Below are 25,016 nucleotides of genomic sequence, written 5' to 3'. Positions count from 1 at the left end.
CCGGCCAACCAGCGGGGGCACTGTCTTTCGGCAGGACTCGAAGTCCAGGACACGCAAGTGCTCACCCACCGGACGGCTACCAACACCGAGTCTGCCGCAAGGCGACTCGCTAACACTGATTAGGACATTCCGGCATCGGCGCGTCGCCCGAGTGGGACATGAGGCCCCGGCGGTGCGACACTGCCACGTATGACGGAGAACGAGCCGCGTTCGGTCATCCCGAACATGCGGCTGGACGACCTGCTGTCGGAGCTGCAGGTGCGGCTGGAGGCCGTGCTGGCCACCCGCGACCGTGTGCACGCGCTGCTGGACGCCGTGGTGTCGGTGGGCAGCGACCTCGCCCTGGAGACGGTGCTGCACCGCATCGTGGAGACGGCCGCCACCCTGGTGGACGCCACCTACGGCGCCATGGGCGTCATCGGCCAGGAGAACACGCTGGTGCAGTTCGTCCCGGTGGGCCTCAGCGAGGAGGAGATCGCGCGCATCGAGCACTGGCCGCACGGGCTGGGCCTGCTCGGTCTGCTGATCAAGGAGCCGCAGACGCTGCGGCTCTCCCACATCTCCCGGCATCCGGAGTCCTACGGTTTCCCGCCCGGCCACCCGCCCATGGGCAGCTTCCTCGGCGTGCCGATCCGGGTGCGCGAGGAGGTGTTCGGCAACCTCTACCTGACCGAGAAGCGCGGGGGAGGGGAGTTCGACGAGGACGACGAGGCGATCGTGGTCGCCCTCGCCACCGCCGCCGGCGTCGCCATCGAGAACGCCCGTCTGTACGAGGACACCCGGCGCCGCGAGACCTGGCTGCAGGCGTCCTCCGAGATCACCACCCGCCTGCTGTCGGGCGCCGATCCGCAGGAGGTGCTGACCCTCATGGCGCGCCGGGCCCGCGAGATGGCCGACGCCGACACCTCGGCGGTCCTGCTGCCCGGCGCGGACGACGAGGACGGCAAGACCTTGCGCGTGGCGATCCAGGACGGCGAGCCCGGCACCTGGCAGCCCGGTGGCGAGGTGCCCATCGGCGACTCCCTGGAGGGCAGGGCGTTCGTGCACGGCGAGCCGCTGATGCTGAACGACCCCCGTGCGAGCGAGATCGTCGGCGCCATCGAGGACTACTCCCTGCTCGGCCCGATGGTGGCGGTGCCGCTCGGCGCGGCCGGCGCCGTGCGCGGCGTGCTGTGGCTGGGCAAGAGGCACGGGCGCATCCCGTTCAGCCACTCAGAGCTGCGCACCCTCTACGCCTTCGCCGGGCAGGCCGCCGTCGCGCTGGAGCTGGCCGAGACCCGCAAGGACGCCGAGCGGCTGGGACTGCTCGAAGACCGCGACCGCATCGCCAAGGACCTGCACGACGTCGTCATCCAGCGGCTGTTCGCCGTGGCCATGACGCTGATGAGCGCGGTGCGCCTGGTGGAGCGGCCCGAGGCCTCCTCCCGGTTGCAGAGCGCCATCGACGAGCTGGACAACACGATCAGGCAGATCCGCTCGACCATCTTCGCCCTGCAGACTCCGCGCGAGGCCGCCGGGCCGAGCCTGCGCGCCAAGATCGTCGAGGTGGTGGAGAACGCCCGCGGTCACCTGGGGTTCATGCCGGCGCTGAGCATGGAGGGCCAGCTCGACAACCAGGTGCCGCCGCACCTCGCCGATCAGGTGATCGCGGTGCTGAGCGAGTCGCTGTCCAATGTCGTCCGCCACGCCAAGGCCTCCCGCGCCGAGGTGGTCGCCCGCGCGGAGGGCGGCCGGCTGACGGTGATCGTGGAGGACAACGGCGTCGGCGTCCCCGAGGGAGGGCGGCGCAGTGGGCTGCGCAATCTGGAGGAGCGCGCCGCGAACCTCGGCGGTTCGTTCGAGCTGAGCTCGCCCGAGGCCGGAGGGACCCGGCTGCGGTGGAGCGTCCCGCTCGACTGAGGGGGACCGGCGGTTCAGCGGCGGATGCGCCGGCCGGAGATCTGCTCGGTGGACACGACGATGAAATGCTCCCGGCCGCCCGGCGCCCACGGCGTCAGCGGCAGCTCCGACAGGCGGGCGATCTCCTCGGGGTCGCTCACGGCCCGTGCGTGTCCCACCGCGGTCACCGACCAGCCGGTGCGGGCGCCGGGGTCGATCTCGTCGGCCTCGAACGCCACGATCGCGTTGCCGGCGGCGGCGGCGAGCTTGGAGCCCACCCCGGTGCGGATCACGATGCTCGTGCCGTCGAGATGGAAGTTGACAGGCTGGCAGGCCGGGAGCGCTCGGTCGGTGTACACGATCCGCCCGATAGGGGTCGAACCGAGCAGTTCCATGCACTCGTCACGAGAGAGCACCTGCAAACCGGCAGCATCGATCTTCACCCGTCAAAGCCTGCCCGAGTGAGTGGCGGCCCGGTTAGGGGCTAAGGTCACCTTTTTGGCCACGTCGCCGCGTGTGCCATGAGTCCCTCCGCGTGAGAGGCCGAGGGCATCATCGTGATCCGGCGGGCTCCCAGAAGACCGTGATCCGCCTTGAGCCCTGCGCCGGAGTCCCGGCCGCGACCGCCGCACGCGAGTCGGCGGCACTCACCGCGACCGGTCAGCCTCAGACGCCACCCGGACCACGAGCGGCGCTCAAGGCCATCACCCGGCACCTCGACCACGACGCCGCCCAAGCTCGACGTACTCGGGCGGCGTGAAACGTGCCACGAACCTGCGGAAACCCGCGACCGAGATCGCTAGGCGTCGCGGCGCAGCGTGAACCAGAAAGTCGGCACCGAGTTGGTGCCCGGTGTGACGTCGAGGAGTTCCCAGCCGGGGAACCTGGCGCGGAGCTCGTCGGCCGTGACGCCTGCCGCCCACGACGTGATCTCGGTGGTCGAGCTGCCGAGCGGCTCGGGGCCGTACCCGAACATCAGCAACCGTGCTCCGGGAGCGGCGCGGTGGGTGAGCCCGGCGGCGTAGGCGTCGCGGCGGTGCAACGGGATCCCGCAGTAGCAGCTCAGGTCGAAGAACAGGTCGAAGGGGCCCGGTACGTCCAGCTCGTCGAGGCGGGTGGCGTCTCCGTGCAGCAGCCGTACCGCCACTCCCGCCGCCGCGGCCTTCTCCCTGGCCTGGCCGACGGCGCGGTCGATCAGGTCGACGGCCGCCACCTCCCAGCCGTGCCGTGCGAGGTAGGTGGCGTTGGTCCCCGTGCCGCAGCCGAGTTCGAGGGCGCGACCGGGTGGCAGGCGCCGTGGCCCCTCTATCAGGGCGACCAGCTCGGGCGGCGTCACGCCGGTGTCCCACGGTGGCTTGCCGGTGCGGTAGTAGCCCTCCAGCGCGCGGTGGACGGACTCCTCCTCCGGGTCTCGCCGCGTTGAGGCCAGGTCCGGTTCCGGCTTCTGGGTGGCGCTGGGCTGGTCCATCATCTCCCCCAAGGATTTAGAGTTGAACTCTAGTGACATGCTCTAGAGATATACTCGCAATATGGACGAAGTCAAGCGGCCGGACAAGCGAGCCGAGCGCTCGCGCCGCACCCGTGAAAAGGTCGTCGAGGCGGCTCGCGAGCTGTTCGTCGCGCAGGGTTACGGGGCGACGAGCCTGCAGGAGGTCGCGGACCGGGCGGGCGTGGCCGTCCAGACGGTCTACTTCGTCTTCCGCAACAAGCGCACGCTGTTCAAGGACGTCGTCGACACGTCCATCGCCGGGGACGCCGAGCCGGTCGCCACCATGGATCGTGAGTGGTTTCGCGCCGCGTGCGCCGAGCCCACCGCAGCCGGGCAATTGCGCGCGCACATCCACGGCACCCGCGAGATCCTGGGCCGGGTGGCCCCGATCATGCCGCTGATCGCAGCTGCCGCGGCCACCGACCCTGAGATCGCCGCACAGTGGCCGGACGGCCCCGACCCGCGTTACACCGTGCAGTACGCAGCGGCCGAAGCGCTGGCCCGCAAGTCCGACGCCCGTCCCGGCCTCTCCGTCGAGACGGCGGCGGACTTGCTGTTCGGGCTGCTCAGCCCGCAGCTCTACCTGATCTTCGTCCGCGACCGTGACTGGTCACCGGACACGTGGGAAGAGTGGGCCCGCACCGCCTTGACCTCCCAACTCTGCGCCGGCCCCGGCTGACACTCCAGTGACATTTCGCGATCATGGGTCGGATCCGCCCTGGCCGGCGGCCCGCCGCCTCCTGCGCCGTGACCGGGGCCTGGGAACGTAGCGGCAGGACCCGGCCGCGGTGGTCACGACGGGCCTACCGGATGGTCGGCCTTCTTCCCCCGTCTCAGTTGTCCGCAACGTGATCAGATTCCTGGGGAGGATTCTCGCTCGGCACGGCGGCGGGCGTCGCCGAAGGTGAGGTGAACCTGCCGGCGACGGCCGCCAGGATCGAGCATGCCGCGGCCGCGACTGCGGCCGCGGCGAAGGCGGTGGCGCCGGTGTCGTGGGGGCCGGTGAGGCGGCCGGCGACGGCGGTGCCAAGGCCGTAGCCGACCCACATGAAGGTGTTGAGCCAGGCGAAGACCTCGGTGTGGTGATGGGCGGGGGTGTGATCGGCGAGCAGGGCGGGCACTGCGGCGTCGCGTGGGCCGTTCACCAGGCCGACGATAGTGATCAGTAGGGCGAGCGTCACGAAGCCGGGTGCCCACGCTCCGCCGAGCAGGACGGCCGCTTCGGCGAGCGAGAGCAGCACGAGCAGGCGCCCGCCGCTGAGGGGCCAGGCCCGCGCGCCGTACCCGAGGGTGCCTAGGAGGGCCCCGGCCGACAGGAGGCCCATCAGCAGGCCGGCGGAGGCCGCCGAGCCGAAGGTGGCGGCCGAGGCGACGGTGGCGATGCGCAGGCAGCCGAAGGTGAAGGTGCCGAAGGCGGTGATGGTCAGGAGCAGGAGGGTGTATCGGTGGGTGAGTGGTCCGGCCAGGTGGAGTCTGCCGGGCGGGGTGGGCGTGGCCTGCCGTACCGCGGGGGAGACCAGCAGCAGGGCGGTGCCGGCCAGGACCGCGGCGCCCGCGGCGGTCACCACGCCCTGGGCTGGGACGACCCAGGTCAGGACGGGGACGAGCAGAGGGCCGGTGATGAACATCAGTTCGTTGATGGCGTTGTCGGCGGCGTAGGCGGCGGGCAGGGAGGCGGAGGGGACGATGCGTGGCCAGGCGCTTCTGATGACCGATCCGGTCGGCGGCGTGGTGGCGCCGAGGAGCACCGCGGCGCCGATCATCAGGGCGGGCGGGGCGAGCAGGAGCAGGGTGTAGGCGAGGGTGTGGGCGGCCAGGTAACCGGTCAGGGCCGGGCGCGGGCCGTACCGGTCGGTGATGCGTCCTCCAAGCGGCCCGCACAGGGCCAAGGCCAGCGCGTGGCCGGTGAGCACGAGTCCGGCGGTGGCGTAGGAGCCGAGCCGGTCGACGGCGGCCAGCAGCAGGGCGAGGCTGAGCACGGGTGTGCCCAGCTTGACGATGATGCCGGTGGCGAGCAGGTGGGGGACGCCTCGATGGGTGAGCAGACGGCGATAGGGCGTGAACATGGCGACTCCGTTACTATCTAACTGTCTTATGCCTATGACACGCAGAAAAGAGTGTTACCGGTCAAGTGGAGATAGCCTGTAACGTCACCCGGCAGGCGCCGCTGATCGCCGAGCTGGTCAACCTGGCCACGGCGCACTGGCGGGGCGGCGCCTCGGTGCGGCCACTGGCGGGCGAGGACCTGGCCACAACGTTCGCCGCCCAGCTCGGCGACCGCGCCGGCGCGGCCCTGCGAGCCGTCGCGGATGCGGGCCGGCGCCTGACCGACCTGGCCGCCGAACTGCGGCAGGCACTGCTGGCCGAGCATCCGGCCGACCAGGCCAGTCGCATCAACTCGATGATCGGCCGGTACGGCGCGCAGCCGTACCTGGTCGAGGATGTCGGCCAGCCGTTCCATCTGCACTTCCACGGCTCGGGCGGCACCCAGGCGGAAGCGCTGGGCGGCGAGTTCGCCACCGCGCTGGCCCTCATCGTGGACGGCTACGGCCCCGACCGCTTCGGGGTGTGCGGGGCGCACCAGTGCGAGGCTGTCTACATCGACCTGACCCGCAACGCCTCGCGCCGCTACTGCAGTGCGGCTTGTACGGCGCGAGCCAAGACCGCCGCCTACCGCGGCCGCCGCCGAACCTGATCACGCCATGGTGGAGGTGGCCAAGGTGCTCCTGGCGCTCACGGTGATCGGGTGGGACGCCGGACGGGCCTGGCAGGCATTCCGGACAAGGACGGCGCTCCCGCGTCGCGGCCCGGGGATCCGGGAGGCGTCGGGATCGCCGGCGGTCGAGCGGACGCTGGAGGGCTGACGCTGAGAAGTGGCCGTCGAGCCGTACTTACTTTGTAAAGGCGATCGCCGGTCTCAGTCACGTCCGGTCCGATCATCGACTCTGGTGGGGCGGGCGCGCAGATGAGCGCGCTCACCTTGCCTCCCGAAAAGAGTCAGCAGTTCCACCGCCTCATCGTCGGCGCTGCCGAACCAGTGGGGGACGCGGGTGTCGAACTCCGCTGCCTCTCCGGGACCCAGGATGAGATCGTTGTCGCCCAAAATCAGGCGGAGTCGTCCGTCGAGCACATAGAGCCACTCGTAGCCCTCGTGGCTGGACTGTTCGGGTTCCCGTGACCGGGTCTCGGGCGAGACGATCAGTTTGTAGGCTTGGAGGCTTCCTGCCCGGCGCGTCAGAGGGAGCAGGGTCATGCCGTTGTGAGTGACGGGCTTCAGGTGCAGCCGCGGGTCCCCGGTGTGCGGCGCGCCGATCAGTTCGTCGATGGGCACGCGGAGCTCTCGCGCGAGAGGCAGCAGGAGTTCCAGGGACGGCCGGCGCTGCCCGGACTCCAGGCGCGAGAGCGTGCTGATGGAGATGCCGGTCGCGGCGGCGAGGTCGGTCAGCGTGATGCCGTTGCGGCTGCGCAGTCCGCGCAGCCGGGGGCCGACGGCGGCCAATACCGACGTGAACTCTTCATTCATTTGTCCACTTTGCCACGGCACCAAGACCCTCGCGCCCCGGAGCTCGTGGCGTACGCGGTGGCAGAATTCGCGCACGCGGGTCTTCGCCTGCCAGAGGGCCGGCGCGACCTTTGCGGGTCGCGGTGAATCGCGGCGGCGTCGGCGGCCGGCCGCGCGTGGGCAACCCCGACCTGGGCACTGACCCCCTCGTGCGGTGCCTCGCGTCAGACGCGGTGCCAGTCGTGGTGGTCGAGGAAGGCGCGGCCGCCGGTCGCGTACTCGGCGAAGGCCTCCCGGACGACTTCGAGGTCGGCCGTGTGCGTGCGCAGCAGGACGTTCCGGAGGCTGTCCTTGTACTCCAGTTCGTATCCGGAGGGCTCGGGGGAGACCTGGACGAAGTGGTGGCCGAAGACGACCAGCGCGGCGAAGGGGTTCTCCGGGGACAGCGTTGCCGCCACGTCCGAGACCAGCCCCAGATCGGGGTCGGTGATGACGAGCCCGTCGCCCGTGTGGAGTTGCATCTCGCGGTACGCGCCCGTCGGCGCCAGGTTGTGCACCAGATCGCGCTGGGGGTCGTAGCAGACCAGCTCGCACCGCCGGGCCAGGGCGAAGGCGGCGCTCGCGACCTCGTCGGATCTCTCCAGGTCCACGATGACCAGGGCGAAGGCGGGGGAGACCGGCACCGTTTCGGGGAGTCGCTCGGCGAACGCCGCGACGCCCGGGTGCGGCCCGACCGAGGCCGCGACGGCCTCATGCGACGCCGCCGCTGCCGGGGTGTCCGGGTGTGGCCCGGCGGGCGTCGCGGCCTCGCCGCCGAGGGCCGTGAAGACCTCTTTCGCCCGCTCCTTGGTGATCGGCTTGGGTTCGTGCCAGACGGCCAGGACGAAGTTCACGCCTCCCATGGTCCTCCATCGCGGGGAACGGACGACCGGGCGGTGGTGACCGGGACCCGCGCAGGGCGGGGGCGCGGCGGCGGGAATCGCCGGGCACGTGGGCATGGCGGTTGGCGTGGCGGCCGCCGCCGTCGGGGTGTCCGTGACGGCGGCCGCGGTCTGAAGGGGCGGGTCAGAAGCCCGCGGTGATGCGGGTGAAGTCCCAGTTGTTCTGGCTGACGCCGCTGCAGGTCTCCGTGACGCCGCCGCCGGGGCAGGGGCGGTCGCGGTTGACCGACCAGAACGCCAGGCGGGTGAGGCCCTTGGACCTGGCCCAGTCGCGGATCTGGGTCCAGGTGCCGGTCGAGGTGACCTCCTGCTGGTCGGACAGCCCGTTCATGCCGGAGATGCCCATGTGCGCGTACGCCTGGGCGTCGGTCCAGCCCCAGGCGCTCTTGAGGGCGTTCTTCAGCCCTTCGGAGGCGTTGACGGTGCTCTGGTACATGTTCGCGCCGCCGCCGAAGTCGAACGGCATGATCGTGTAGTTGTCGATGGGGATGTTCAGCGCCCGTGACTGGTTGATCAGCCGGATGCCGTCGCCGGTCGGGCCGCTGGTGCTGGTGCCGAAGGTGAGCACCACCTTGACGTTCGGGTTGTTCTGCTTGACGATCTTCAGCCCGCCGAGAATGCGGTCCTGAACCGTGTAGTTGGAGAACTCGTCGGTGTTCTCGACGTCGAAGTCCACCACGGCGGGCCCGACCGCGTTGATGACCTGCTGGACGGCGCCGGCGAAGGCGCTGGAGGAAGAGCAGTTCGGGCCGAGCTTGTTGCCGGACCACCCGCCGAAGGACACCTGGACGCTGCCGCCCGCGCCCTTGACGGCGGAGATGGTCTGCGCGTCGACGCCGCCGGTGAGCGGCCGGGAGCCGTCCCACATCGGCGTGCATCCTCCGCCGGACAGGATGAAGGCCATGGTGAAGGACCTCACCCCCGTGGAGCTCATCACCGAGGTGGCGCTGGGCGGGCTGCCCCAGCCCATGTAGAGGTAGGGGGCGCCGGCCATCTTGCCGGGAGTGGGCGGGGGAGTGGTGCCGCCGGGCAGGGTCCATTTCTGGTTGGCGCCGGCGAAGCAGTCCCAGATCTGCAGCGGGGTGCCGTCGGCGGAGCTCGGCCCGGTGGCGTCCAGGCACTTGCCCAGCGCGCGCAGCGTGCCGTCGCTCTGGGCGGTCCAGACCTGGGCGGCACTGCCGTTGCAGTCGTACAACTGCACCTTGGTGCCGTTGGCACTGCTGGCCGCCGCCACGTCCAGGCACTTGCCGAGCGCGCGGACGGTGCCGTCCGAACCGGTGGTCCACTGCTGGGCGGTGGTGCCGTTGCAGGTGTACAGCTGGATCTGCGTGCCATTGGCGCTGCCGGCCGCCGCGACGTCGACGCACTTGCCGCCGTAGCCGGTGATCTGGCCGGTGGCGGCGGAGGCCGGGGTCAGGCCGGTGGCCAGCAGGGGCAGGGCGGCGGCGAGGACGATCGTGAGCAGCCGGGCGCGGAATCGGGAGCGGGGGCGGACACGGCCGGAGTTTTCCGGATTCATGGGGGGTGTCGCTTTCTTCGTACGAGGGGAGTGCTTGCGCTTGTGCGGGGACGGGAGCGAGGCGGCGCCTCTCTCGGGGGCCGGACTTCCGCGGAGCCGGGTGGGCAGCCCCGAACTCTTAGGAAGGTTTCTTAATTATTGAGTGGATTCAACGCCCTGAGGCCACGGGTAGTCAAGAGCCGCGTTGCCGCGTGGATCAGCTTTGGAGGGTCCATTTCTGGTTGGCGCCGGCGAAGCAGTCCCAGATCTGCAACGGGGTGCCGTCGGCGGAGCTCGGCCCGGTGGCGTCCAGGCACTTGCCCAGCGCGCGCAGCGTGCCGTCGCTCTGGGCGGTCCAGACCTGGGCGGCACTGCCGTTGCAGTCGTACAACTGCACCTTGGTGCCGTTGGCACTGCTGGCCGCCGCCACGTCCAGGCACTTGCCGAGCGCGCGCAGCGTGCCGTCCGAACCGGTGGTCCACTGCTGCGCCGCGCTGCCGTTGCAGGTGTACAGCTGGATCTGCGTGCCATTGGCGCTGCCGGCCCCCGCGACGTCGACGCACTTGCCGCCGTAGCCGGTGATGGCCTTCCCGCCGCCGCCTGAGGGGGTGCCGGACCAGGTGAAGGTCGCCGAGGTCCGGGTGGGGAGGGTGTAGGTGAACGACTGGCCGCCCCAGTTGACCTTGACCGACTGCGCGCCCCCGCTGGTGTTGTAGGCGATCAGCGCCTTGGAGCCGTCAGGGTTGCGCCAGGCGACGTTCTTCACCGCCGAGCCGGCCGTGGAGGCGATCCGGACGGCCCCGGGCCTCACGAACTTGGTCAGGTGTCCCATGGTGTAGTACTCGATCGTGTAGTCCACCTGCCCGTGGCGGCTGTCGCCGTTGTGCACGGTGATCAGGCCCGTGCAGACGTCGCAGCCGCCGTTGTGCGGGTTGTGGGCCTGGTCGGTGGCGAGGCTCCACTTGATCCAGCTGCGATCCCAGTTGCGGGTGTAGTCGATCAGGTTGTTCATGTCCTCGCGGTGCTGGTCGGTGATCCAGGTCCCGCCTGAGTGCTCGGTCATGTACGCGTTGACGTTCGGGTACTGGTCGTGCACCGAGCTCTGCGTGCCGACGTCGCCGCCGTAGCCGTGCCAGGCGATGCCGCCGAACAGCGGGTCGTCACGGATGGCGGTGTCGGCGAGAAGCGGGGCGCCCCAGGTGGCCCAGCCGTCCCAGTTCCAGTCGTGCACCAGGGTCTGAGTGGTGATCCCCGCGTTGCGGAACGCCGGCCACAGCGCGCTCTTGATGAAGTACTGCAGGCCGGCGGCGTTCCAGTTCATCGACGGGTAACCGGCGCAGCAAGTGGGCTCGTTCTGCGGGGTGACGTAGTCGATGCGCACCCCTTGGGCCTGGTAGGCCTGGATGTACCTGGCGAAGTACTCGCCGTACATGCCGTAGTACCGCGACTCCAGCCAGCCCTGACTCCACGCGTCGTTGTCCTTCATCCAGGCGGGCGCGCTCCACGGCGACGCCATGATCTTCAGCGCCGGGTTGAGCGCCTTGGCCTGTTTGGTCAGCGGTAGGACGTCGGCCATGTCGTGGCTGATGGAGAAGCCGGACAGGTCGCAGCAGGTGTCGTCGTAGGAGTAGCTGTAGCGGGCGAGGTCGGAGGACCCCATCGGATTGCGCAGGAAGCTCACCCCGATGCCCTCGTCCGGATCGAACAGCTTGCGCATGACCGTGTCGCGGGTGCTCTGGCCGAGCACGCCGCTGCTGTTCATCAACCAGGCGGCCGAGTCGGTGAACGACGCCCCGGCGCCCTCGAACCGCTGGTAGGTGGTGTTCTCGTCGACGGTGATGGTCTGGGCGGCGGCGGGGCTGCCGGCGGCGAAGCTCAGGGGCGCCTGCTGCTGCAGGCCGCGGGTCACCGTGCGGCCCGCGGCGTCGGAGGTCGTGGTGAGCCAGATGGCGACGGTCTCGCCGGCCGCCTGGGCGGGCACGGCGCCGGCGACGTCGAGCGTGGTGCCGGCCAGCAGGAGCACGGCGGGCAGCGCGAGTCGCAGCCTTCGGAATCGGCGGTAGGGCATGAGCCGGTCTCTCTCGACGGAGGTGAGCGAAGAAACCGCCCGTACGGCCCTGCCCGGCGGCACACGGCGTGGTGTGCCAGTGGTAACACGGGCGAATCAGGGAGCGCAATGCGCCCCGGCCGGGCAGGGAGGCTCTGACAGGGCTCCTCACCGTTTCCGTACTGGGGATTTACTCTTAAGAAACTTTCTTTTATATTTGCCGCACCCCCCAGCGAAGGAGTCCGGCATGCGAAAAACGATCTTGGCGGTGGCCACGGCCGTGATGACGGCCGGCATCACGGTGTTCGCCGCCTCCCCGGCCCTGGCTCACGGCTATGTGAACTCGCCGCCCAGCCGGCAGGCCATGTGCGCACAGGGGCGGGTGAGCGGGTGCGGCGACATCATCTACGAGCCGCAGAGCGTCGAGGGCCCGAAGGGCCAGCGCAACTGCCATGGCGGGGTCGCCCGCTTCGCCCAGCTCAGCGACGAGGGCAAACCGTGGCCCGCCACCTCCGTCGGCTCCACCGTCACCTTCAACTGGGTGCTCACCGCGCGCCACGCCACCAGCACCTGGGAGTACTACATCGGCAACACGCGGGTGGCGGCGTTCGACGACGGCGGCCGCCAGCCGGGCGCGACGGTGTCGCACACGGTGAGCCTGTCCGGCTGGAGCGGCAGGCAGAGGATCCTCGCCATCTGGAACATCGCCGACACGGTGAACGCGTTCTACTCGTGCGTCGACCTGCAGATCGGCGGAGGCGGCCCGCAGCCCACCCCGAGCCCCACGCCCACGCCGACCCGCACTCCGACGCCCACGCCCACGCCGAGCGTGCCCGCGCCGGGCGGCACCTGGGCCGCCGGCACCGCGTACGCCGTGGGGGCCCAGGTGACCTACGACGGCCTGCGATACCGGTGCCTCCAGGCGCACACGGCGCTGGTGGGGTGGGAGCCGCCCAAGGTCCCCGCCCTGTGGCAGCGGATCTGACCCGGGCCCTCTATGGCCGACGCGGCGGCTCCACATGCATGTGATCTACAATGTAAAGGCGCTCGGTTCGGACACCTGACTCCGAACACAAAAAGAGCAACCTCAACGACGTGACAGCCTCGGACAACGAGCGCCGTATGTCCGAGGGCCGCCCGCCGCCGCTGTGGTCGCTGCGGCGTTCAGGTGCCGACGTAGGCCGCGAGGTGCTCGCCGGTGAGGGTGGAGCGGGCGGCGACGAGCTCGGCGGGTGTGCCCTGGAAGACGACCTGGCCGCCGTCGTGGCCGGCGCCGGGGCCGAGGTCGATGATCCAGTCGGCGTGTGCCATGACCGCCTGGTGGTGCTCGACGACGATGACCGACGAGCCGGAGTCGACGAGCCGGTCGAGCAGGCCGAGCAACTGGGCGACGTCGGCGAGGTGCAGGCCGGTGGTCGGTTCGTCGAGGACGTAGACGCCGCCCTTGTCGGCCAGGTGGGTGGCCAGTTTGAGCCGCTGGCGCTCGCCGCCGGACAGCGTGGTGAGCGGCTGGCCGAGGCTGAGGTAGCCGAGTCCGACGTCGGCGAGCCGGTTGAGGATGGTGTGCGCGGCCGGTGTGCGTGCCTGTCCGGCGCCGAAGAACTCCTCGGCTTCGGTCACCGACATCGCGAGCACTTCGCTGATGTCGCGGCCGCCGAGGTGGTAGTCCAGCACCGATGCCTGGAACCGCTTGCCCTCGCACTCCTCGCAGGTGGTGGCGACGCCGGCCATCATCGCCAGGTCGGTGTAGATGACGCCGGCGCCGTTGCAGCTGGGGCAGGCGCCCTCGGAGTTGGCGCTGAACAGCGCCGGCTTCACGCCGTTGGCCTTGGCGAACGCCTTGCGGATCGGGTCGAGCAGTCCGGTGTAGGTCGCCGGGTTGCTGCGTCGTGAGCCGCGGATCGCGCCCTGGTCGATCGACACCACACCCGCGCCGGCGGGGATCGACCCGTGTACGAGCGAGCTCTTGCCGGAGCCGGCGACGCCGGTGACGACGACGAGCACGCCGAGTGGGATGTCGACGTCGACGTCGCGCAGGTTGTGCGTTGTCGCGCCGCGGATCTGCAGCGTGCCGGTGGGCGTCCGCGCTTTTTCCTTGAGGGCGGCCTGGTCGTCGAGGTGGCGGCCGGTGAGGGTGCCGCCGGCCCGCAGTCCTTCGACGGTGCCCTCGAAGCAGACGGTGCCGCCCGCCGTGCCGGCGCCGGGGCCGAGGTCGATGACGTGGTCGGCGATCGCGATGGTCTCGGGTTCGTGTTCTACGACGAGTACGGTGTTGCCCTTGTCGCGCAGGCGCAGGAGCAGGTGGTTCATCCGCTGGATGTCGTGGGGGTGCAGGCCTGTGGTGGGTTCGTCGAAGACGTAGGTGGTGTCGGTGAGCGAGGAGCCGAGGTGGCGGATCATTTTGACGCGCTGTGCCTCGCCGCCTGACAGTGTGCCGGCGGGCCGGTCGAGTGAGAGGTAGCCCAGTCCGATCTCGACGAAGGAGTCGAGGGTGCGCTGCAGTGTGGTGAGCAGCGGCGCCACCGACGGCTCGTCGAGGCCGCGGATCCATCCGGCCAGGTCGCTGATCTGCATGGCGCAGGCGTCGGCGATGTTGGTGCCGTCGATGCGCGATGAGCGGGCCGCTTCGCTGAGCCGGGTGCCTCCGCAGTCGGGGCAGGCGGTGAAGGTGACCGCCCGGTCCACGAATGCCCGGATGTGCGGTTGCAGGGCGTCGGGGTCCTTGGAGAGGAATGACTTGTGCACCTTGGGGACCAGTCCCTCGTAGGTGAGGTTGACGCCGTTGACCTTGACCTTGGTCGGTTCGCGGTAGAGGAAGTCGTGTCGTTCTTTGTCGGTGTAGTCGCGGATCGGCTTGTCAGGGTCGAGGAAGCCTGACTCGGTGAAGATCTGTACTGTCCAGAAGTTGTCCACCTTGTAGCCGGGGACGGTGATCGCGCCTTCGGTGATCGATTTGGAGTCGTCGAAGAGCTGGGTGAGGTCGATGTCGGAGACGGTGCCCCGGCCTTCGCAGCGTGTGCACATGCCGCCGGTGCGGGTGAAGGTGGCCTTCACGGTCTTGGTGGCGTTGCGTTCGACGGTGATGGCGCCGCTCGCCCTGACCGAGGGGGTGTTGAAGGAGAAGGCGGTGGGGGGGCCGATGTGGGGCTGTCCGAGCCGGCTGAACAGGATGCGCAGCATCGCGTTGGCGTCGGTGGCGGTGCCGACCGTGGAGCGGGGGTCGGCGCCCATGCGCTGCTGGTCGACGATGATCGCGGTCGTCAGGCCTTCGAGTACGTCGACTTCCGGTCGTGCCTGTGTGGGCATGAAGCCTTGTACGAAGGCGCTGTAGGTTTCGTTGATCATCCGTTGTGACTCTGCGGCGATCGTGCCGAACACCAGCGAGCTCTTGCCCGAGCCGGAGACGCCGGTGAACACCGTCAGCCGGCGCTTGGGGATCTCGACGCTGACGTCTTTGAGGTTGTTGACGCGCGCGCCCAGCACGCGGATCAGATCGTGGCTGTCGGCCAGGTGCGGCGCAGGTGACTGCGGGTCCGTCCTTGTGGCCATGCTCATCGTGTCTCCATCTTTTGCGCGGGGCGGCTTTGGCGGTCCGCGCCGGCGTCGCCTGGCTCGATCCGGCCGGCTTTGAGCGTATGTCTGGTTCGCCTTCGCTTCGGCCGGTGGCGCTTGCGGGGGCTCGGCCGTGGGGGGCTGGGCTGGGGGCTTGGTGCCGGGGTGGACGCCGAGCGCGGGGGCGGGGGTGTGCTCAGCGGTCCTGGAGCAGGCCGAGGACGTTGCCGTCGGGGTCGGTGACGGTGGCCACCAGGCGGCCGCCGCCGACGTCGTGCGCGGGCTCCTTGACGGTGGCGCCCGCGGCGGTCACCTCGGCGAGTTTGGCCTGGAGGTCGGGTACGTGCCAGTAGGTCACGGGTGAGGTCATGCCTTGTGGTCCGCCGCCGGGCACGAGTCCGATGTGCTGGCCCGCGGCTTCGAAGCCGACGTAGTAGGGCTCGTCGGTCTGGGGTGGGACGCCGAGCAGGGCGGTGTAGACGGCTTTGGCGGCGGCCAGGTCGGATACGGGGTGCAGGACGGTTTTGATTCCCTGGGTGGAAGGGTCGGTCATGGTCGTTCCTTTGGTCGTGGGTCGGAGGAGGATCGAGGATCGCCGGGCCCTTGGCGGGTGTTCGCGAGAGGCCGGGCGGTGTCGGGGTTGTCGTGTGGAAGGAGGTTCACGTGGAGTGTGAAGTCCATGACGGTCAGGCTAGGTGTGGCTCGGTAAGCGGCGCTTCTCGATTCCTGATCGGTCTGGTCACCTGTTTCGCGAGGCGGAGGGCGGTCTCGCCGTCGCGTGTGCCGCCTGGCGCGGGTGGATCGGGGTGGGGGTGGACCGGTCGGTCATCGCGATATTCCGTCTGGCGGCCTGGCATCGTCTCTGTTCCACTGTGCGCGGGGCTGGGTGCTGTGGGTCGGGGTTGTGTGCCGGGTGAGATGGTCGGGGCTTTGCGGTCTTGACGGTGGGCTGGCGTTGGCGGTGGATTCTCGACCATTCCGGGGTGTTGGCGGGTTGGCGGGGTTACCGGCTGGTTGAGCTTTGAGGGGTAGCGTTCGTACCTACATCCCGAATCGGTTGAAAGGGCGCAGATGGCCGCACAATTCAAGGTGTCGATCGCCTATCGGCCACCCGTCGCCGTGCTGGCGCTGGCGGGTGAGCTCGATCTGGCCACGGCCGACATCCTGGCCGCGAGCGCGAAGGATCTGATCGGCCGCGGTCACACCCATCTGGTGATGGACGTCACCGGCCTGCGGTTCTGTGACTCGACAGGGCTGGAGGCGATCTTGGACGCCGCCGAGCGGGCGGCGCAGGCCGAAGGCTCGCTGCGGCTGGTGTCCGTGGGGGGCGTCCTGCGGAGGGTTTTGGAGATCACGCGGCCGGAGCATCCTTTCCGGCCCGACGACCTCGGCGAGGGGGCGTGGTCGGCGACCGCGTTCCGGCCGGCGCAGCCCTCGAGGCGCGTGGCCCCGCCGCGCGCCGGTGGCAGGGCGCTTCTCGGCCGTCCGTGTGGTCAGGCGCCGAGGGCCGCTTCGGCGGTGTGAGCGAGACCGCCGCCGATACGGGGCGGCGATGGAAGCCCTGTGGCGCCGAGTCCGGTCCGCGAGCAGGGTAGTGGTGGGCGCTCCGCCGGTTGCGTGGTCCGGATGAACGACTAGGCGACGGTTTCGTCAACGACGGGCGGCGCGGGCCGGCGGCCGAGTACGACCTTCAGTGCCCCGGTGCGGCCGGGGTCGGCGAAGACGTCGTAGGCCTGCTCGAACTCCTCCAGCGGGAAGTGGTGGGTGACCAGGCCGTCGATGTCCAGGCGCCGGCTTTCCAGCATCTGCAGCAGCGTCGGCGTGGAGAAGGTGTCCACCAGGCCGGTGGTGATCGTCACGTTCTTCGCCCACAGCTGTTCCAGGTGCAGCGTCACCGGTGCGCCGTGGACGCCCACGTTGGCGATCCGTCCGGCCGGGCGGATCAAGGTGGTGCACAGATCGAACGTCGCCGGGGTGCCGACGGCCTCGATGACCACGTCGGCTCCGAGCCCGCCGGTCACCGAGCGGACGATCTCCAGGGGGTCGTCCTCGGGCGTGACGGTGATGTCGGCGCCGAGGCGCTTGGCCGCCCGCAGCCGGGGTTCGGCCTTGTCGACGGCGATGATCCTGGTGGGGCTGAACAGCCGTGCGGTGAGGATGGCCGCCAGTCCGACCGGCCCTGCGCCGATCACGACCACGGTGTCGCCCGGCTTGACCCGGCCGTTGAGGACGCCGACCTCGTAGGAGGTGGGCAGGATGTCGGCGAGCAGGACGGCCGCCTCGTCCGGGACGTGGGCGGGCAGTTTGTAGGTGGACAGGTCGGCGAAGGGGAGGCGGGCGAACTCCGCCTGGACGCCGTCGATCAGGTGGCCGAGGGTCCAGCCGCCCCCTTGGCGGCATTGGCCGTAGATGCCCCGCCTGCAGTAGGCGCACGTCCCGCAGGCCGAGATGCAGGAGGCCACGACGCGGTCGCCGGGGGTCAGGGAGGTCACCGCGGCGCCGATCTCGGCCACCGTGCCCACGGCTTCGTGGCCGAGGACGCGTCCGGGCCGCACCTCCGGGACGTCGCCGGCGAGTATGTGGAGGTCGGTGCCGCAGATCGTCACCGTGTCGACCTGGATGATCGCGTCGCGTGGGTCGGTGATCGCGGGGTCGGGGACCTCGGTCCAGGTTCGTCGCCCGCGGCCCGCGTATACCAGAGCCCTCATGTCCGCTCCTTCCGCGTGAGCAGGAAGGGATTTCCTTTGTCCCCCAGTCTCCGGCGGGCCGTCCTCGGCGGGCAGTGGCGCCGGTCCTGGGGTTGGGGGACGAAGGTCCTGATGGCCGGGGCCGTTGGGCAGAGGCGGCGTGTTCCCAGGTGGGGCATCGTGAAGGTGCCTTTGCGGAGCGATTCGATTGACGAGGTGGGGACAGTGCCCAGCCAGGCCGAAGCGACCGGCGCGCGATCACGCGAGACCGGAGGGCTCAGCGCCTACTTGGCGCAGATCAGCGCGACTCCGTTGCTGAGCGCGTCGCAGGAGGTGGAACTGGGTAAGCGCATCGAGGCCGGTGTGCTGGCCCGTCACCTGCTGGAGCAGGGCTGTGCGGGGTACGACCCGCGGGAGCTTGCCGCGGTGGCCGAGGATGGGCAGGCCGCCCAGCACCACATGGTGCGTGCCAATCTGCGGCTGGTGGTGTCGATGGCCCGCAAGTACGCTCGCGGGGGGACGGCACTGGAGGACATGATCCAGGACGGCAACCTGGGGCTGATCCAGGCGGTCCAGCGGTATGACTATGCGCGCGGATTCCGGTTCTCCACGTGCGCGACCTGGTGGATTCGCAAGGCGATCCAGAAGGGCCTGGAGTGCGCCCGCACCATCCGTCTTCCCGCCCACGTGCTGGAGGATCTGTCGCGGCTGGCCGTGGCCGAGCAGAAGGCGGCCCAGCGGGTGGGCGCCGAGCCGGCGGTGTGGCAGGTGGCCGAGGAGATGGGCAGGTCGGCGGAGCGGGTCGCGGTGTTGAAGGTCCTGGCGTGCGACTGTACGAGCTTGGACGCGCCGATCGGCGGCCACACGCCGCAAAGGAGTGTGGCCGATCTGCGGGAGGACACGGCCGGGCCGCATCCCGAGCGTGCGGCCGAGCATCAGGCCCTGGTGCGGGCGCTGAGCTCGGCGTCGGTGGCGCTGGCCCCCCGGCAGCTCGCGGTGCTGGATCTGCGTTTCGGGCTGCGGGGGGACGCCGAGCACTCCACCCGGCAGATCGCCGAGCTGATGGGGCTGACCACCGGATGGGTGCGTGACATCGAGCGGGAGGCGCTGGCCCGGCTGCGCGGTCACCGTTCCGGCGAGACTCTCAGGGCCTGGGCCTGCTGAGCGCGGCCGGTCGCCGGTCAACGCGGGTCGGCGCTTCGGTGTGCGCGGGTGGGATGGCGGGTTCGGACGGGCCCGGGTTCGCCGTAGCCTTGCAAGCGCTGCACCGGCAGGCGGTGCCAGCGGCGCACAAGGAGTACATCCATCTTGTCCGACAAGCGGGAACACGCCCGTCCGGGACGCGGCACTGATTCGCTCGCCCTGCTGCGGGGGGATTGCGGCAGCTGTTTCGGGCTGTGTTGTGTCGCCTTGCCCTTCTCGGCCTCCGCGGACTTCGCGGCTGACAAGGAGGCCGGTCGGCCGTGCGGGAACCTGCGCGCCGATTTCGGCTGCGGCATTCACGATCGGCTCGGGCAGAGTGGCTACCGGGGCTGCGTCGCCTACGACTGTTTCGGCGCCGGGCAGAAGGTCTCCCAGCTCACCTTCGCGGGGCGTGACTGGCGGGCCGAGCCGCGTGGCGCCGCGCGGATGTTCCAGGTGTTCCCGGTCATGTGGCGGCTGCATGAACTGCTGTGGTATCTCACTCAGGCGCTCACCTACCCGCAGGCCGCCTCCGTGCACGGTGAGATCCGCCTGGCTCTGGAGGGCGTCGAGCGGCTCACCGAGCAGGGGCCGGAGGTTTTGGCCGAGCTCGACACCGAAGAGCGGCGGCGCGAGGTCGCCCCGCTGCTGGCGCGTGCGAGTGAGCTGGTGCGCGCCGGGGCGGGGCGTCGTGGCAAGGATCGCCGGGGCGCCGATCTGATCGGGGCGTCTTTGCGGGGTGCCGATCTGCGCGGGGCCGACCTGCGCGGGGCGTATCTGATCGGGGCGGATCTGCGGGGCGCGGATCTGCGGCTGGCCGATCTGATCGGGGCGGATCTGCGGGGTGCCGATCTCGGTGGTGCCGATCTGACCGGCGCCGTCTTTCTCACTCAGTCCCAGGTCGACGCCGCCAGAGGCGACGGCGCCACCAGGTTGCCGGCCCCGCTGGGCCGTCCGGCGCACTGGTCGTCCGGTGCCGAGGGCGCCGCGTCGCCCGCTTCTCGCTCGCGCGGGCGGTCGCGTCGTCGCTGACATCCGCCTCCGCGGCGGCGTCAGATGTCGATATTTGACACTCCTCGCGAGTGGACGGAGGGATTTTGCCCGTTCTCCTCTCCGGTGGGGTGAAGATCCACTTTGGAGGTCCTGGCCGCAGACCGTCGCTCCGTGGAGGTGGAGCCGAGGTTTGTTCTGTGACCTCCTGCCGAGGGCGGCGGCCGGTCGGCGGCAAAGCGTTCGCAAAGACCGCGACGTACGCGCGTACGGGGATCCAGTTCATGACGGAGGAAGCCGTATTTTGTCGATATGGACCGTGAGAGGCCACTAGGGGAATTCCTCCGGGCCAGGCGACAGCTCACGACTCCAGAGCAGGTGGGCCTCCCGCCCGGCGTCAACCGCCGCAGGACACCGGGGCTGCGCCGCGAGGAGGTGGCGCTGCTGGCGGGTGTCAGCAGTGACTACTACGTCAGGCTGGAGCAGGGACGCGAGCGCCGGCCCTCGGAACAGGTGCTGCGGGCCCTGGCCCGCGTCCTGCAACTGGACGCCGAGGCCACCGAGCACCTGCACGAGCTCGCCCGCCCGCGTGAGCACAGACGCGCGGCCGCCGGCAATCTGGACCGGGTCGATCCCAACGTGGTGCGGCTGATGGAAGGCTGGGAGCGCGTGGCGGCCTACGTGGTGAACACCCGGCTGGACGTGCTGGCCATGAACGCCGTGGCCGCGGCCTTGTACGACGGCCTGGACCACAACGACAACCTGCTGCGGCTGGCCCTGCTCAACCCCCGGGCGCGGGAGTTCTACCTCGACTGGGAGATGGACACCCGCTACAAGGTGGCCCATCTGCGCGCCGCGTCCAGTCTGGACCAGGACGACCCCTTCCTGGCCGAGCTGGTGGAGGAGCTGATGCAGGCCAGTGACGAGTTCCGCCGGCTGTGGGTGCGCCACGACGTGCGCAGCCGCATCCGGGCGCCGGTGCGCTTCCACCACGCCGTCGTCGGCGACGTGACGACGACCATGGAGGTGATGAGCATCGACAGCGCCCTGGGACAGAAGCTCGTCGCCTTCCAGGCCGAGCAGGGCAGTGCCTCGGAGCGCGCGCTGGCCCTGCTCGGCAGGCGCGCCCGGGAGGCGCGCGTTCTCCGGTCGGCCGGGGCGCCCGCGGTGGGCAGTCCGGCACGTCGTCGCTAGCGCGGCGTCGGGCAGGGCTTTCGGTAGGTGATGGTCACCGTGGCGCTGCCCGACCCCAGGATGCCCTTGTTGTCTCCCGACCAGGTGATGTTCACGTAGGTGCTCAGCGGCCGGTCGCAGTCGGACGGCGTCGCGGGCGCCAGGCCTTGGAGGTCGACGCGGAACGTGCCACGCTCGCCGTCGCCGAGGGTGCCGCCGGCCGGTGAGGCGATGACGTAGGGAGGTCCGGCCGCGCTCCATCGGATGGTCCCGGCGCTCGACCTGATCGACGCGACGCCTTCCCTGCGGTATCCCACGTCGATCTTGCCGTGTGCGCTGAAGAACGGTGGGGGAGCGGCGTCGGTCCGCTTGGTCTTGGGCTGCGTGCCGCGCTTGGGGGTGGACGCCGGGGTGGGCTTCGGGGACGGCTTGGGCGGTGGTGGCGGTTCGCCGGGTGCCTCGCCTGTGGTCCGGGCGGAGGACTTGCCGCCCGTGGGGGTGGAGGCGGGACGGGAGCCGGACGGCGGGGGCGGCGGGGACTCGACCAGCGGCGGCAGGGACTCACCCGGGGTGATGACGATCGTGCCGCCCGCGGCCTCCACCTCCACCGGCCTGTTGCCGCCGGTGGGGGTGAACAGCAGCGACCACAGCACCCCGGCTGCGGCCACCGACACGACCGTCACCAGCAGCACCCGCCCCCAGCGGATGCGGCTCTCGGGGTCGTCGGCCTCGGGGTCGGGCTCCCAGAACTCGGCCGCCGATTCGGCGCCGCTGCGTTCGGGGGTGAAGCCCTCCTCCACGCTGAGCGGCGCCTCGGGTGCCGGGGGGTCCTCCAGGGCGTCGGGCTGCACGGGGAAGCCGTCGGGGTGCCAGCTCTCGGTGCGGGTCTCGGCCGCGGTGAACGAGGCGCCGGCGAACAGCCGCTCGCAGGGAGCCGGGCTCGCCAGGATCGGCATGCGGGTCATCAGCGCCGTCATCGTGACACTCGAGATGGCCGACTCGCACTGCTTGCACGACCGGACGTGCCGGGTGATGTGCGCGCGCAGCAGCCGCGTCGGCGACTCGGCCCACGACCTCACCAGCCCCGGCAGTACCGGGCATCGCGGCTCGCCGCCGCGGGCGTCCATCACCGCGGCCAGCCACTGCTCGGCGTGGCGACGCCCCAGACGGGCCGCGGACTCCACGGCGTCCACCGAGATGTCCAGCACCCGGGCCACCTCGTCGGACTTCAGCCCGTGGCGCAAGGTCAGGTCGAGGATCTCGCGCTCGCGCGGCTCCAGGCAGGCCAGCACCTCGTGCGCCAGCTCCGGGGCGCCGTCGAGGCCCCGCCGGGCGTGGGCCCCCTTGTGACCCGCGCTGTCCTGGTGGGCCTGGCACTCGGCGCGGGCCAGGGCGTAGAGCCACGCGCGCAGCCGGGTCGGGTCGTTCAGCCGGTGGCCCTGGGCAAGGGCTCCGCGGATGGCTCCCGCCGTCGCCGTGGCGGCCTGGTCGTCCTCCAGGACCGACCGGCAGTAGTCGTGGAGACGGTCCCCGTACTCGCGGCACAACCGCTCGGCCGCCGCGGGATCGTCCCTCCTCAGCACCGATCAACACCCCCCATTCAGCCCGGGATGACAGTTGCGCGCCGGCGGTCACCAGATCGATCTTCGGTCGACGCGGGTTCGCCGTGGCGTGTCATTCGCCGTGGCGTGTCAGGAGCAGCGGTGCCCGCCTCGATCTGGATGTTACTTCCCGTTGGGCCGCTCCTCACCGCACAGTGACCGAAACGGTTCGCCTGCGGATCAGGCGCCGGGCAGCCGGTCCTCGTGCCGCGCGGCGCCGGGCAGCTGGTCGCCGGTGACGGCCCAGGTGGCCAGCAGGCGCAGGCCGTCGGCGCTGGGGGTGCCGGGCGGGGCGGTGTACATCAGCAGGGTGAGGCCGGGGTCGGAGGCCAGGGTCATGGCCTCGAAGTGGAGTTCGAGGTCGCCGACGACGGGGTGATGGATCTTCTTGATCCCCGTGCGGTGGTGGCGGACGTTGTGGTCGGCCCACCGCTGGCGGAAGACCTCGCTGCGGGTGGACAGCTCGCCGATGAGGTCGGTGAGGTTGCGGTCGTAGGGGTTGCGGCCGGCCTGCGCGCGGAGCATGGCGGCGATGTCGTCGGCGGCCTTGTCCCAGTCGGCGAAGAACTCGCGGGCGGCGGGGTCGAGGTAGGTGAAGCGGGCGGTGTTGGCCGGGCGGCGCGGGTCGGCCTGACGCTGGGCCAGGACGGGCGCGTACAGGGCCGCGGCGAGCCGGTTGGTCGCCAGGACGTCGTGGCGGTCGTTGCGGATCCAGGCGGGCGCGTCGGTGATCGCGTCCAGCATGTGCTGCAGGATGGGCCTGACCGGTTTGACCGGGGTGCGGCGGCGGGCGGCGGGTGCGGGGCCGGCCTCCCGCCGGGCGAGGTCGAACAGGTGCTCGCGTTCGGCTTCATCCAGGTTCAGGGCGCGGGCGAGGCTGTCCAGGACGCTGTCGGAGGCGCCCGACAGGTGCCCGCGCTCCAGGCGGACGTAGTAGTCGACCGAGACCCCGGCCAGCATGGCGACCTCCTCGCGGCGCAGGCCCTTGACGCGCCGGTTGCCGCCGTAGGCGGGCAGCCCGGCCTGCTCGGGGGTGATGCGGGCGCGGCGGGAGGCGAGGAACTCCTTGATCTCGGTGCGGTCGCGGTCGTCCATGTCTCCACCGTAGGCGAGCCGGCGTGCGGGAGGGGGGTACTGGCGTTACCTGGAACGACAGGCCCTGCCGCCGCGGGGCGAAGGGAAGTTACCTGGAGATGGGCCGCTTCGGCGACGCCGCCCGGCCGGCCGAGAGAGGGACCTGACCAGCTGATACGCGGTTCACGGGAGCCATGCCGTTATGCGAGCGACGTTCATGTACGGGGCGGGGGATGTGCGGGTCGAAACCGTGGACCCCGGCGAGGGCGGCCTCGCGCCGGGCGACCGGCCACTGACATCCGGAAATTCCAGACCTCTTGTAGCTCTGACGAGGAGAGAACGACCATGAAGCATGTGACGCTCGGCGACCTGACCGTCGGCCGGATCGGCCTGGGCATGATGGGCATGTCCTTCGCCTACAGCGGCGCGGGCAGCGACGACGCCGAGTCCATCCGCACCCTCCACCGCGCCGTCGACCTCGGCGTCACCATGATCGACACCGCCGAGGTGTACGGCCCCTACACCAACGAGGAACTCCTTGGACAGGCGCTGAAGGGCGGCTACCGCGACCGGGTCGTGGTCGCCACCAAGTTCGGGATGATCTCCCACACCGGACGCGAAGGCCTCGACAGCAGCCCCGCCAACGTCCGCAAGGCCGTCGAAGGATCGTTGCGCCGCCTGGGCGTCGACCACATCGACCTGTACTACCAGCACCGCGTCGACCCCGGCACGCCCATCGAGGACACCGTCGCCACCCTGGCCGACCTCGTCACAGAAGGCAAGATCACCCACATCGGGCTGTCGGAGGCCGGAGCCGCGACCATCCGCCGCGCCCACGCGATCCACCCGATCACCGCGCTGCAGACCGAGTACTCGCTGTGGACCCGCGACCCCGAACCCGAGATCCTCCCGCTGCTGCGCGAGCTCGGCATCGGCCTGGTCGCCTACTCCCCGCTGGGCCGCGGCTTCCTCACCGGCGCCATCACCGCCGGCACCCGCTTCGAGGCAGGCGACTTCCGGGCCTCCAACCCGCGCTTCACCGGCGCCAACTTCGACCACAACGTGCACCTCGCCGACCAGGTCACCGCCATCGCCGGCGACGCCGGCGCCACCCCGGCGCAGGTCGTGCTCGCCTGGCTGCTGTCCCGCGGCGGCGACATCGTCCCCATTCCCGGCACCAAGCGCGTCACCCGCCTGGAGGAGAACGCCGCCGCCGACGCCCTCACCCTCACCCCCGAGCAGATCGCCCGCCTTGACGCCCTCGGCGGCGCCGCGGGCGACCACCACAACGAGGCCCAGATGAAGATGATCGGGCTGTGACCACGGCGGGCGGGACGCGAGCGGGCCTGCCCGCGGCGGAGTAGGCGGGGGGCCGCCCGGCGCCGCGGCGGGCGCCGGCGGC

Annotated in this window: 22 protein-coding genes; 10 read left to right on the top strand and 12 right to left on the bottom strand. The window is 70.7% G+C overall.

Translation table 11 applies throughout. The features are described 5' to 3' along the window. Positions 1 to 189 precede the first annotated feature (189 nt). Positions 190 to 1,899, top strand: a complete 1,710-nt coding sequence (locus ACFO60_RS39535; RefSeq protein WP_380852230.1) for a GAF domain-containing sensor histidine kinase — start codon at positions 190 to 192, stop codon at positions 1,897 to 1,899. A 14-nt stretch (positions 1,900 to 1,913) separates the two neighbouring features. Here the strand turns inward: ACFO60_RS39535 and ACFO60_RS39530 are convergent, their stop codons facing one another. Both ACFO60_RS39530 and ACFO60_RS39525 read right to left on the bottom strand, forming a co-directional pair. Continuing rightward, positions 1,914 to 2,321, bottom strand: coding sequence for a pyridoxamine 5'-phosphate oxidase family protein (locus ACFO60_RS39530; protein ID WP_380852227.1), 408 nt, complete (start codon positions 2,319 to 2,321; stop codon positions 1,914 to 1,916). A gap of 356 nt (positions 2,322 to 2,677) precedes the next feature. Then, the gene (locus tag ACFO60_RS39525; RefSeq protein ID WP_380852224.1) at positions 2,678 to 3,385 is read right to left on the bottom strand and encodes a class I SAM-dependent methyltransferase; all 708 of its coding nucleotides are present in this window, start codon (positions 3,383 to 3,385) and stop codon (positions 2,678 to 2,680) included. A gap of 22 nt (positions 3,386 to 3,407) precedes the next feature. Between ACFO60_RS39525 and ACFO60_RS39520 the strand changes: the two genes are divergently transcribed. Then, on the top strand, positions 3,408 to 4,046 hold the full coding sequence (locus ACFO60_RS39520) for a TetR/AcrR family transcriptional regulator (protein WP_380852221.1): 639 nt from the start codon (positions 3,408 to 3,410) through the stop codon (positions 4,044 to 4,046). A 154-nt stretch (positions 4,047 to 4,200) separates the two neighbouring features. On the opposite strand, the gene ACFO60_RS39515 is transcribed toward ACFO60_RS39520, so the two are convergent. Further along, on the bottom strand, positions 4,201 to 5,433 hold the full coding sequence (locus tag ACFO60_RS39515) for an MFS transporter (protein WP_380852218.1): 1,233 nt from the start codon (positions 5,431 to 5,433) through the stop codon (positions 4,201 to 4,203). 65 nt (positions 5,434 to 5,498) lie between these two features. Between ACFO60_RS39515 and ACFO60_RS39510 the strand changes: the two genes are divergently transcribed. Then, positions 5,499 to 6,062: a CGNR zinc finger domain-containing protein gene (locus ACFO60_RS39510; RefSeq protein ID WP_380852215.1), complete on the top strand. Its 564-nt coding sequence runs from the start codon at positions 5,499 to 5,501 to the stop codon at positions 6,060 to 6,062. A 7-nt stretch (positions 6,063 to 6,069) separates the two neighbouring features. After that, positions 6,070 to 6,231 carry a hypothetical protein gene (locus ACFO60_RS39505; protein ID WP_380852212.1) on the top strand — a complete coding sequence of 54 codons (162 nt, stop codon included), beginning with the start codon at positions 6,070 to 6,072 and terminating at the stop codon, positions 6,229 to 6,231. A gap of 53 nt (positions 6,232 to 6,284) precedes the next feature. On the opposite strand, the gene ACFO60_RS39500 is transcribed toward ACFO60_RS39505, so the two are convergent. The 4 genes from ACFO60_RS39500 to ACFO60_RS39485 form a co-directional block, all read right to left on the bottom strand. Next, complete coding sequence (locus tag ACFO60_RS39500; RefSeq protein ID WP_380852209.1) at positions 6,285 to 6,890, bottom strand: helix-turn-helix domain-containing protein; 606 nt, start codon at positions 6,888 to 6,890, stop codon at positions 6,285 to 6,287. Between the two features lie 203 nt (positions 6,891 to 7,093). Then, a complete protein-coding gene (locus tag ACFO60_RS39495) occupies positions 7,094 to 7,771 on the bottom strand; it encodes a hypothetical protein (RefSeq protein WP_380852206.1) in 678 nt (225 codons plus the stop codon). A gap of 163 nt (positions 7,772 to 7,934) precedes the next feature. Beyond that, complete coding sequence (locus tag ACFO60_RS39490) at positions 7,935 to 9,329, bottom strand: ricin-type beta-trefoil lectin domain protein (protein ID WP_380852204.1); 1,395 nt, start codon at positions 9,327 to 9,329, stop codon at positions 7,935 to 7,937. A 196-nt stretch (positions 9,330 to 9,525) separates the two neighbouring features. Beyond that, positions 9,526 to 11,376, bottom strand: coding sequence for a ricin-type beta-trefoil lectin domain protein (locus tag ACFO60_RS39485; RefSeq protein ID WP_380852202.1), 1,851 nt, complete (start codon positions 11,374 to 11,376; stop codon positions 9,526 to 9,528). Between the two features lie 226 nt (positions 11,377 to 11,602). On the opposite strand from ACFO60_RS39485, the gene ACFO60_RS39480 reads away from it, so the two are divergent. Then, positions 11,603 to 12,340, top strand: a complete 738-nt coding sequence (locus tag ACFO60_RS39480) for a lytic polysaccharide monooxygenase (RefSeq protein WP_380852200.1) — start codon at positions 11,603 to 11,605, stop codon at positions 12,338 to 12,340. A 179-nt stretch (positions 12,341 to 12,519) separates the two neighbouring features. Here the strand turns inward: ACFO60_RS39480 and ACFO60_RS39475 are convergent, their stop codons facing one another. Next, positions 12,520 to 14,910, bottom strand: coding sequence for an ATP-binding cassette domain-containing protein (locus ACFO60_RS39475; protein ID WP_380852197.1), 2,391 nt, complete (start codon positions 14,908 to 14,910; stop codon positions 12,520 to 12,522). Positions 14,911 to 15,103: 193 nt separating this feature from the next. Beyond that, a complete protein-coding gene (locus ACFO60_RS39470; protein WP_380852194.1) occupies positions 15,104 to 15,460 on the bottom strand; it encodes a VOC family protein in 357 nt (118 codons plus the stop codon). Positions 15,461 to 15,978: 518 nt separating this feature from the next. Here ACFO60_RS39470 and ACFO60_RS39465 point away from each other — a divergent pair. Next, complete coding sequence (locus ACFO60_RS39465) at positions 15,979 to 16,431, top strand: STAS domain-containing protein (RefSeq protein ID WP_380852191.1); 453 nt, start codon at positions 15,979 to 15,981, stop codon at positions 16,429 to 16,431. A 110-nt stretch (positions 16,432 to 16,541) separates the two neighbouring features. Here ACFO60_RS39465 and ACFO60_RS39460 read toward each other — a convergent pair whose 3' ends face one another. Then, complete coding sequence (locus ACFO60_RS39460; RefSeq protein ID WP_380852188.1) at positions 16,542 to 17,615, bottom strand: zinc-dependent alcohol dehydrogenase family protein; 1,074 nt, start codon at positions 17,613 to 17,615, stop codon at positions 16,542 to 16,544. 204 nt (positions 17,616 to 17,819) lie between these two features. Between ACFO60_RS39460 and ACFO60_RS39455 the strand changes: the two genes are divergently transcribed. From ACFO60_RS39455 to ACFO60_RS39445, 3 genes are all read left to right on the top strand, one after another. Beyond that, on the top strand, positions 17,820 to 18,758 hold the full coding sequence (locus tag ACFO60_RS39455; RefSeq protein WP_380852185.1) for a sigma-70 family RNA polymerase sigma factor: 939 nt from the start codon (positions 17,820 to 17,822) through the stop codon (positions 18,756 to 18,758). A 144-nt stretch (positions 18,759 to 18,902) separates the two neighbouring features. Then, positions 18,903 to 19,808, top strand: coding sequence for a pentapeptide repeat-containing protein (locus ACFO60_RS39450; protein WP_380852183.1), 906 nt, complete (start codon positions 18,903 to 18,905; stop codon positions 19,806 to 19,808). 270 nt (positions 19,809 to 20,078) lie between these two features. Then, complete coding sequence (locus tag ACFO60_RS39445; RefSeq protein ID WP_380852180.1) at positions 20,079 to 20,960, top strand: helix-turn-helix transcriptional regulator; 882 nt, start codon at positions 20,079 to 20,081, stop codon at positions 20,958 to 20,960. On the opposite strand, the gene ACFO60_RS39440 is transcribed toward ACFO60_RS39445, so the two are convergent. Together ACFO60_RS39440 and ACFO60_RS39435 are read right to left on the bottom strand one after the other, a co-directional pair. After that, positions 20,957 to 22,522 (bottom strand): RNA polymerase sigma factor, encoded by a 1,566-nt coding sequence (locus ACFO60_RS39440; protein ID WP_380852177.1) that lies wholly within the window; start codon positions 22,520 to 22,522, stop codon positions 20,957 to 20,959. The two genes, ACFO60_RS39445 and ACFO60_RS39440, sit on opposite strands and share 4 nt — an antisense overlap. A 198-nt stretch (positions 22,523 to 22,720) precedes the next feature. Then, entirely contained in the window at positions 22,721 to 23,635 is a 915-nt protein-coding gene (locus tag ACFO60_RS39435) for a helix-turn-helix domain-containing protein (RefSeq protein WP_380852174.1), read from the bottom strand. A 324-nt stretch (positions 23,636 to 23,959) separates the two neighbouring features. Between ACFO60_RS39435 and ACFO60_RS39430 the strand changes: the two genes are divergently transcribed. Then, positions 23,960 to 24,934 (top strand): aldo/keto reductase, encoded by a 975-nt coding sequence (locus tag ACFO60_RS39430; RefSeq protein WP_380852171.1) that lies wholly within the window; start codon positions 23,960 to 23,962, stop codon positions 24,932 to 24,934. Positions 24,935 to 25,016: the final 82 nt, after the last annotated feature.

It is taken from the genome of Sphaerisporangium dianthi (assembly GCF_042654065.1).
Lineage (GTDB): Bacteria > Actinomycetota > Actinomycetes > Streptosporangiales > Streptosporangiaceae > Sphaerisporangium > Sphaerisporangium dianthi.
The sequence above is the reverse complement of the archived record's forward strand: the minus strand, read 5'-3'. Positions and strand labels throughout refer to the sequence as shown.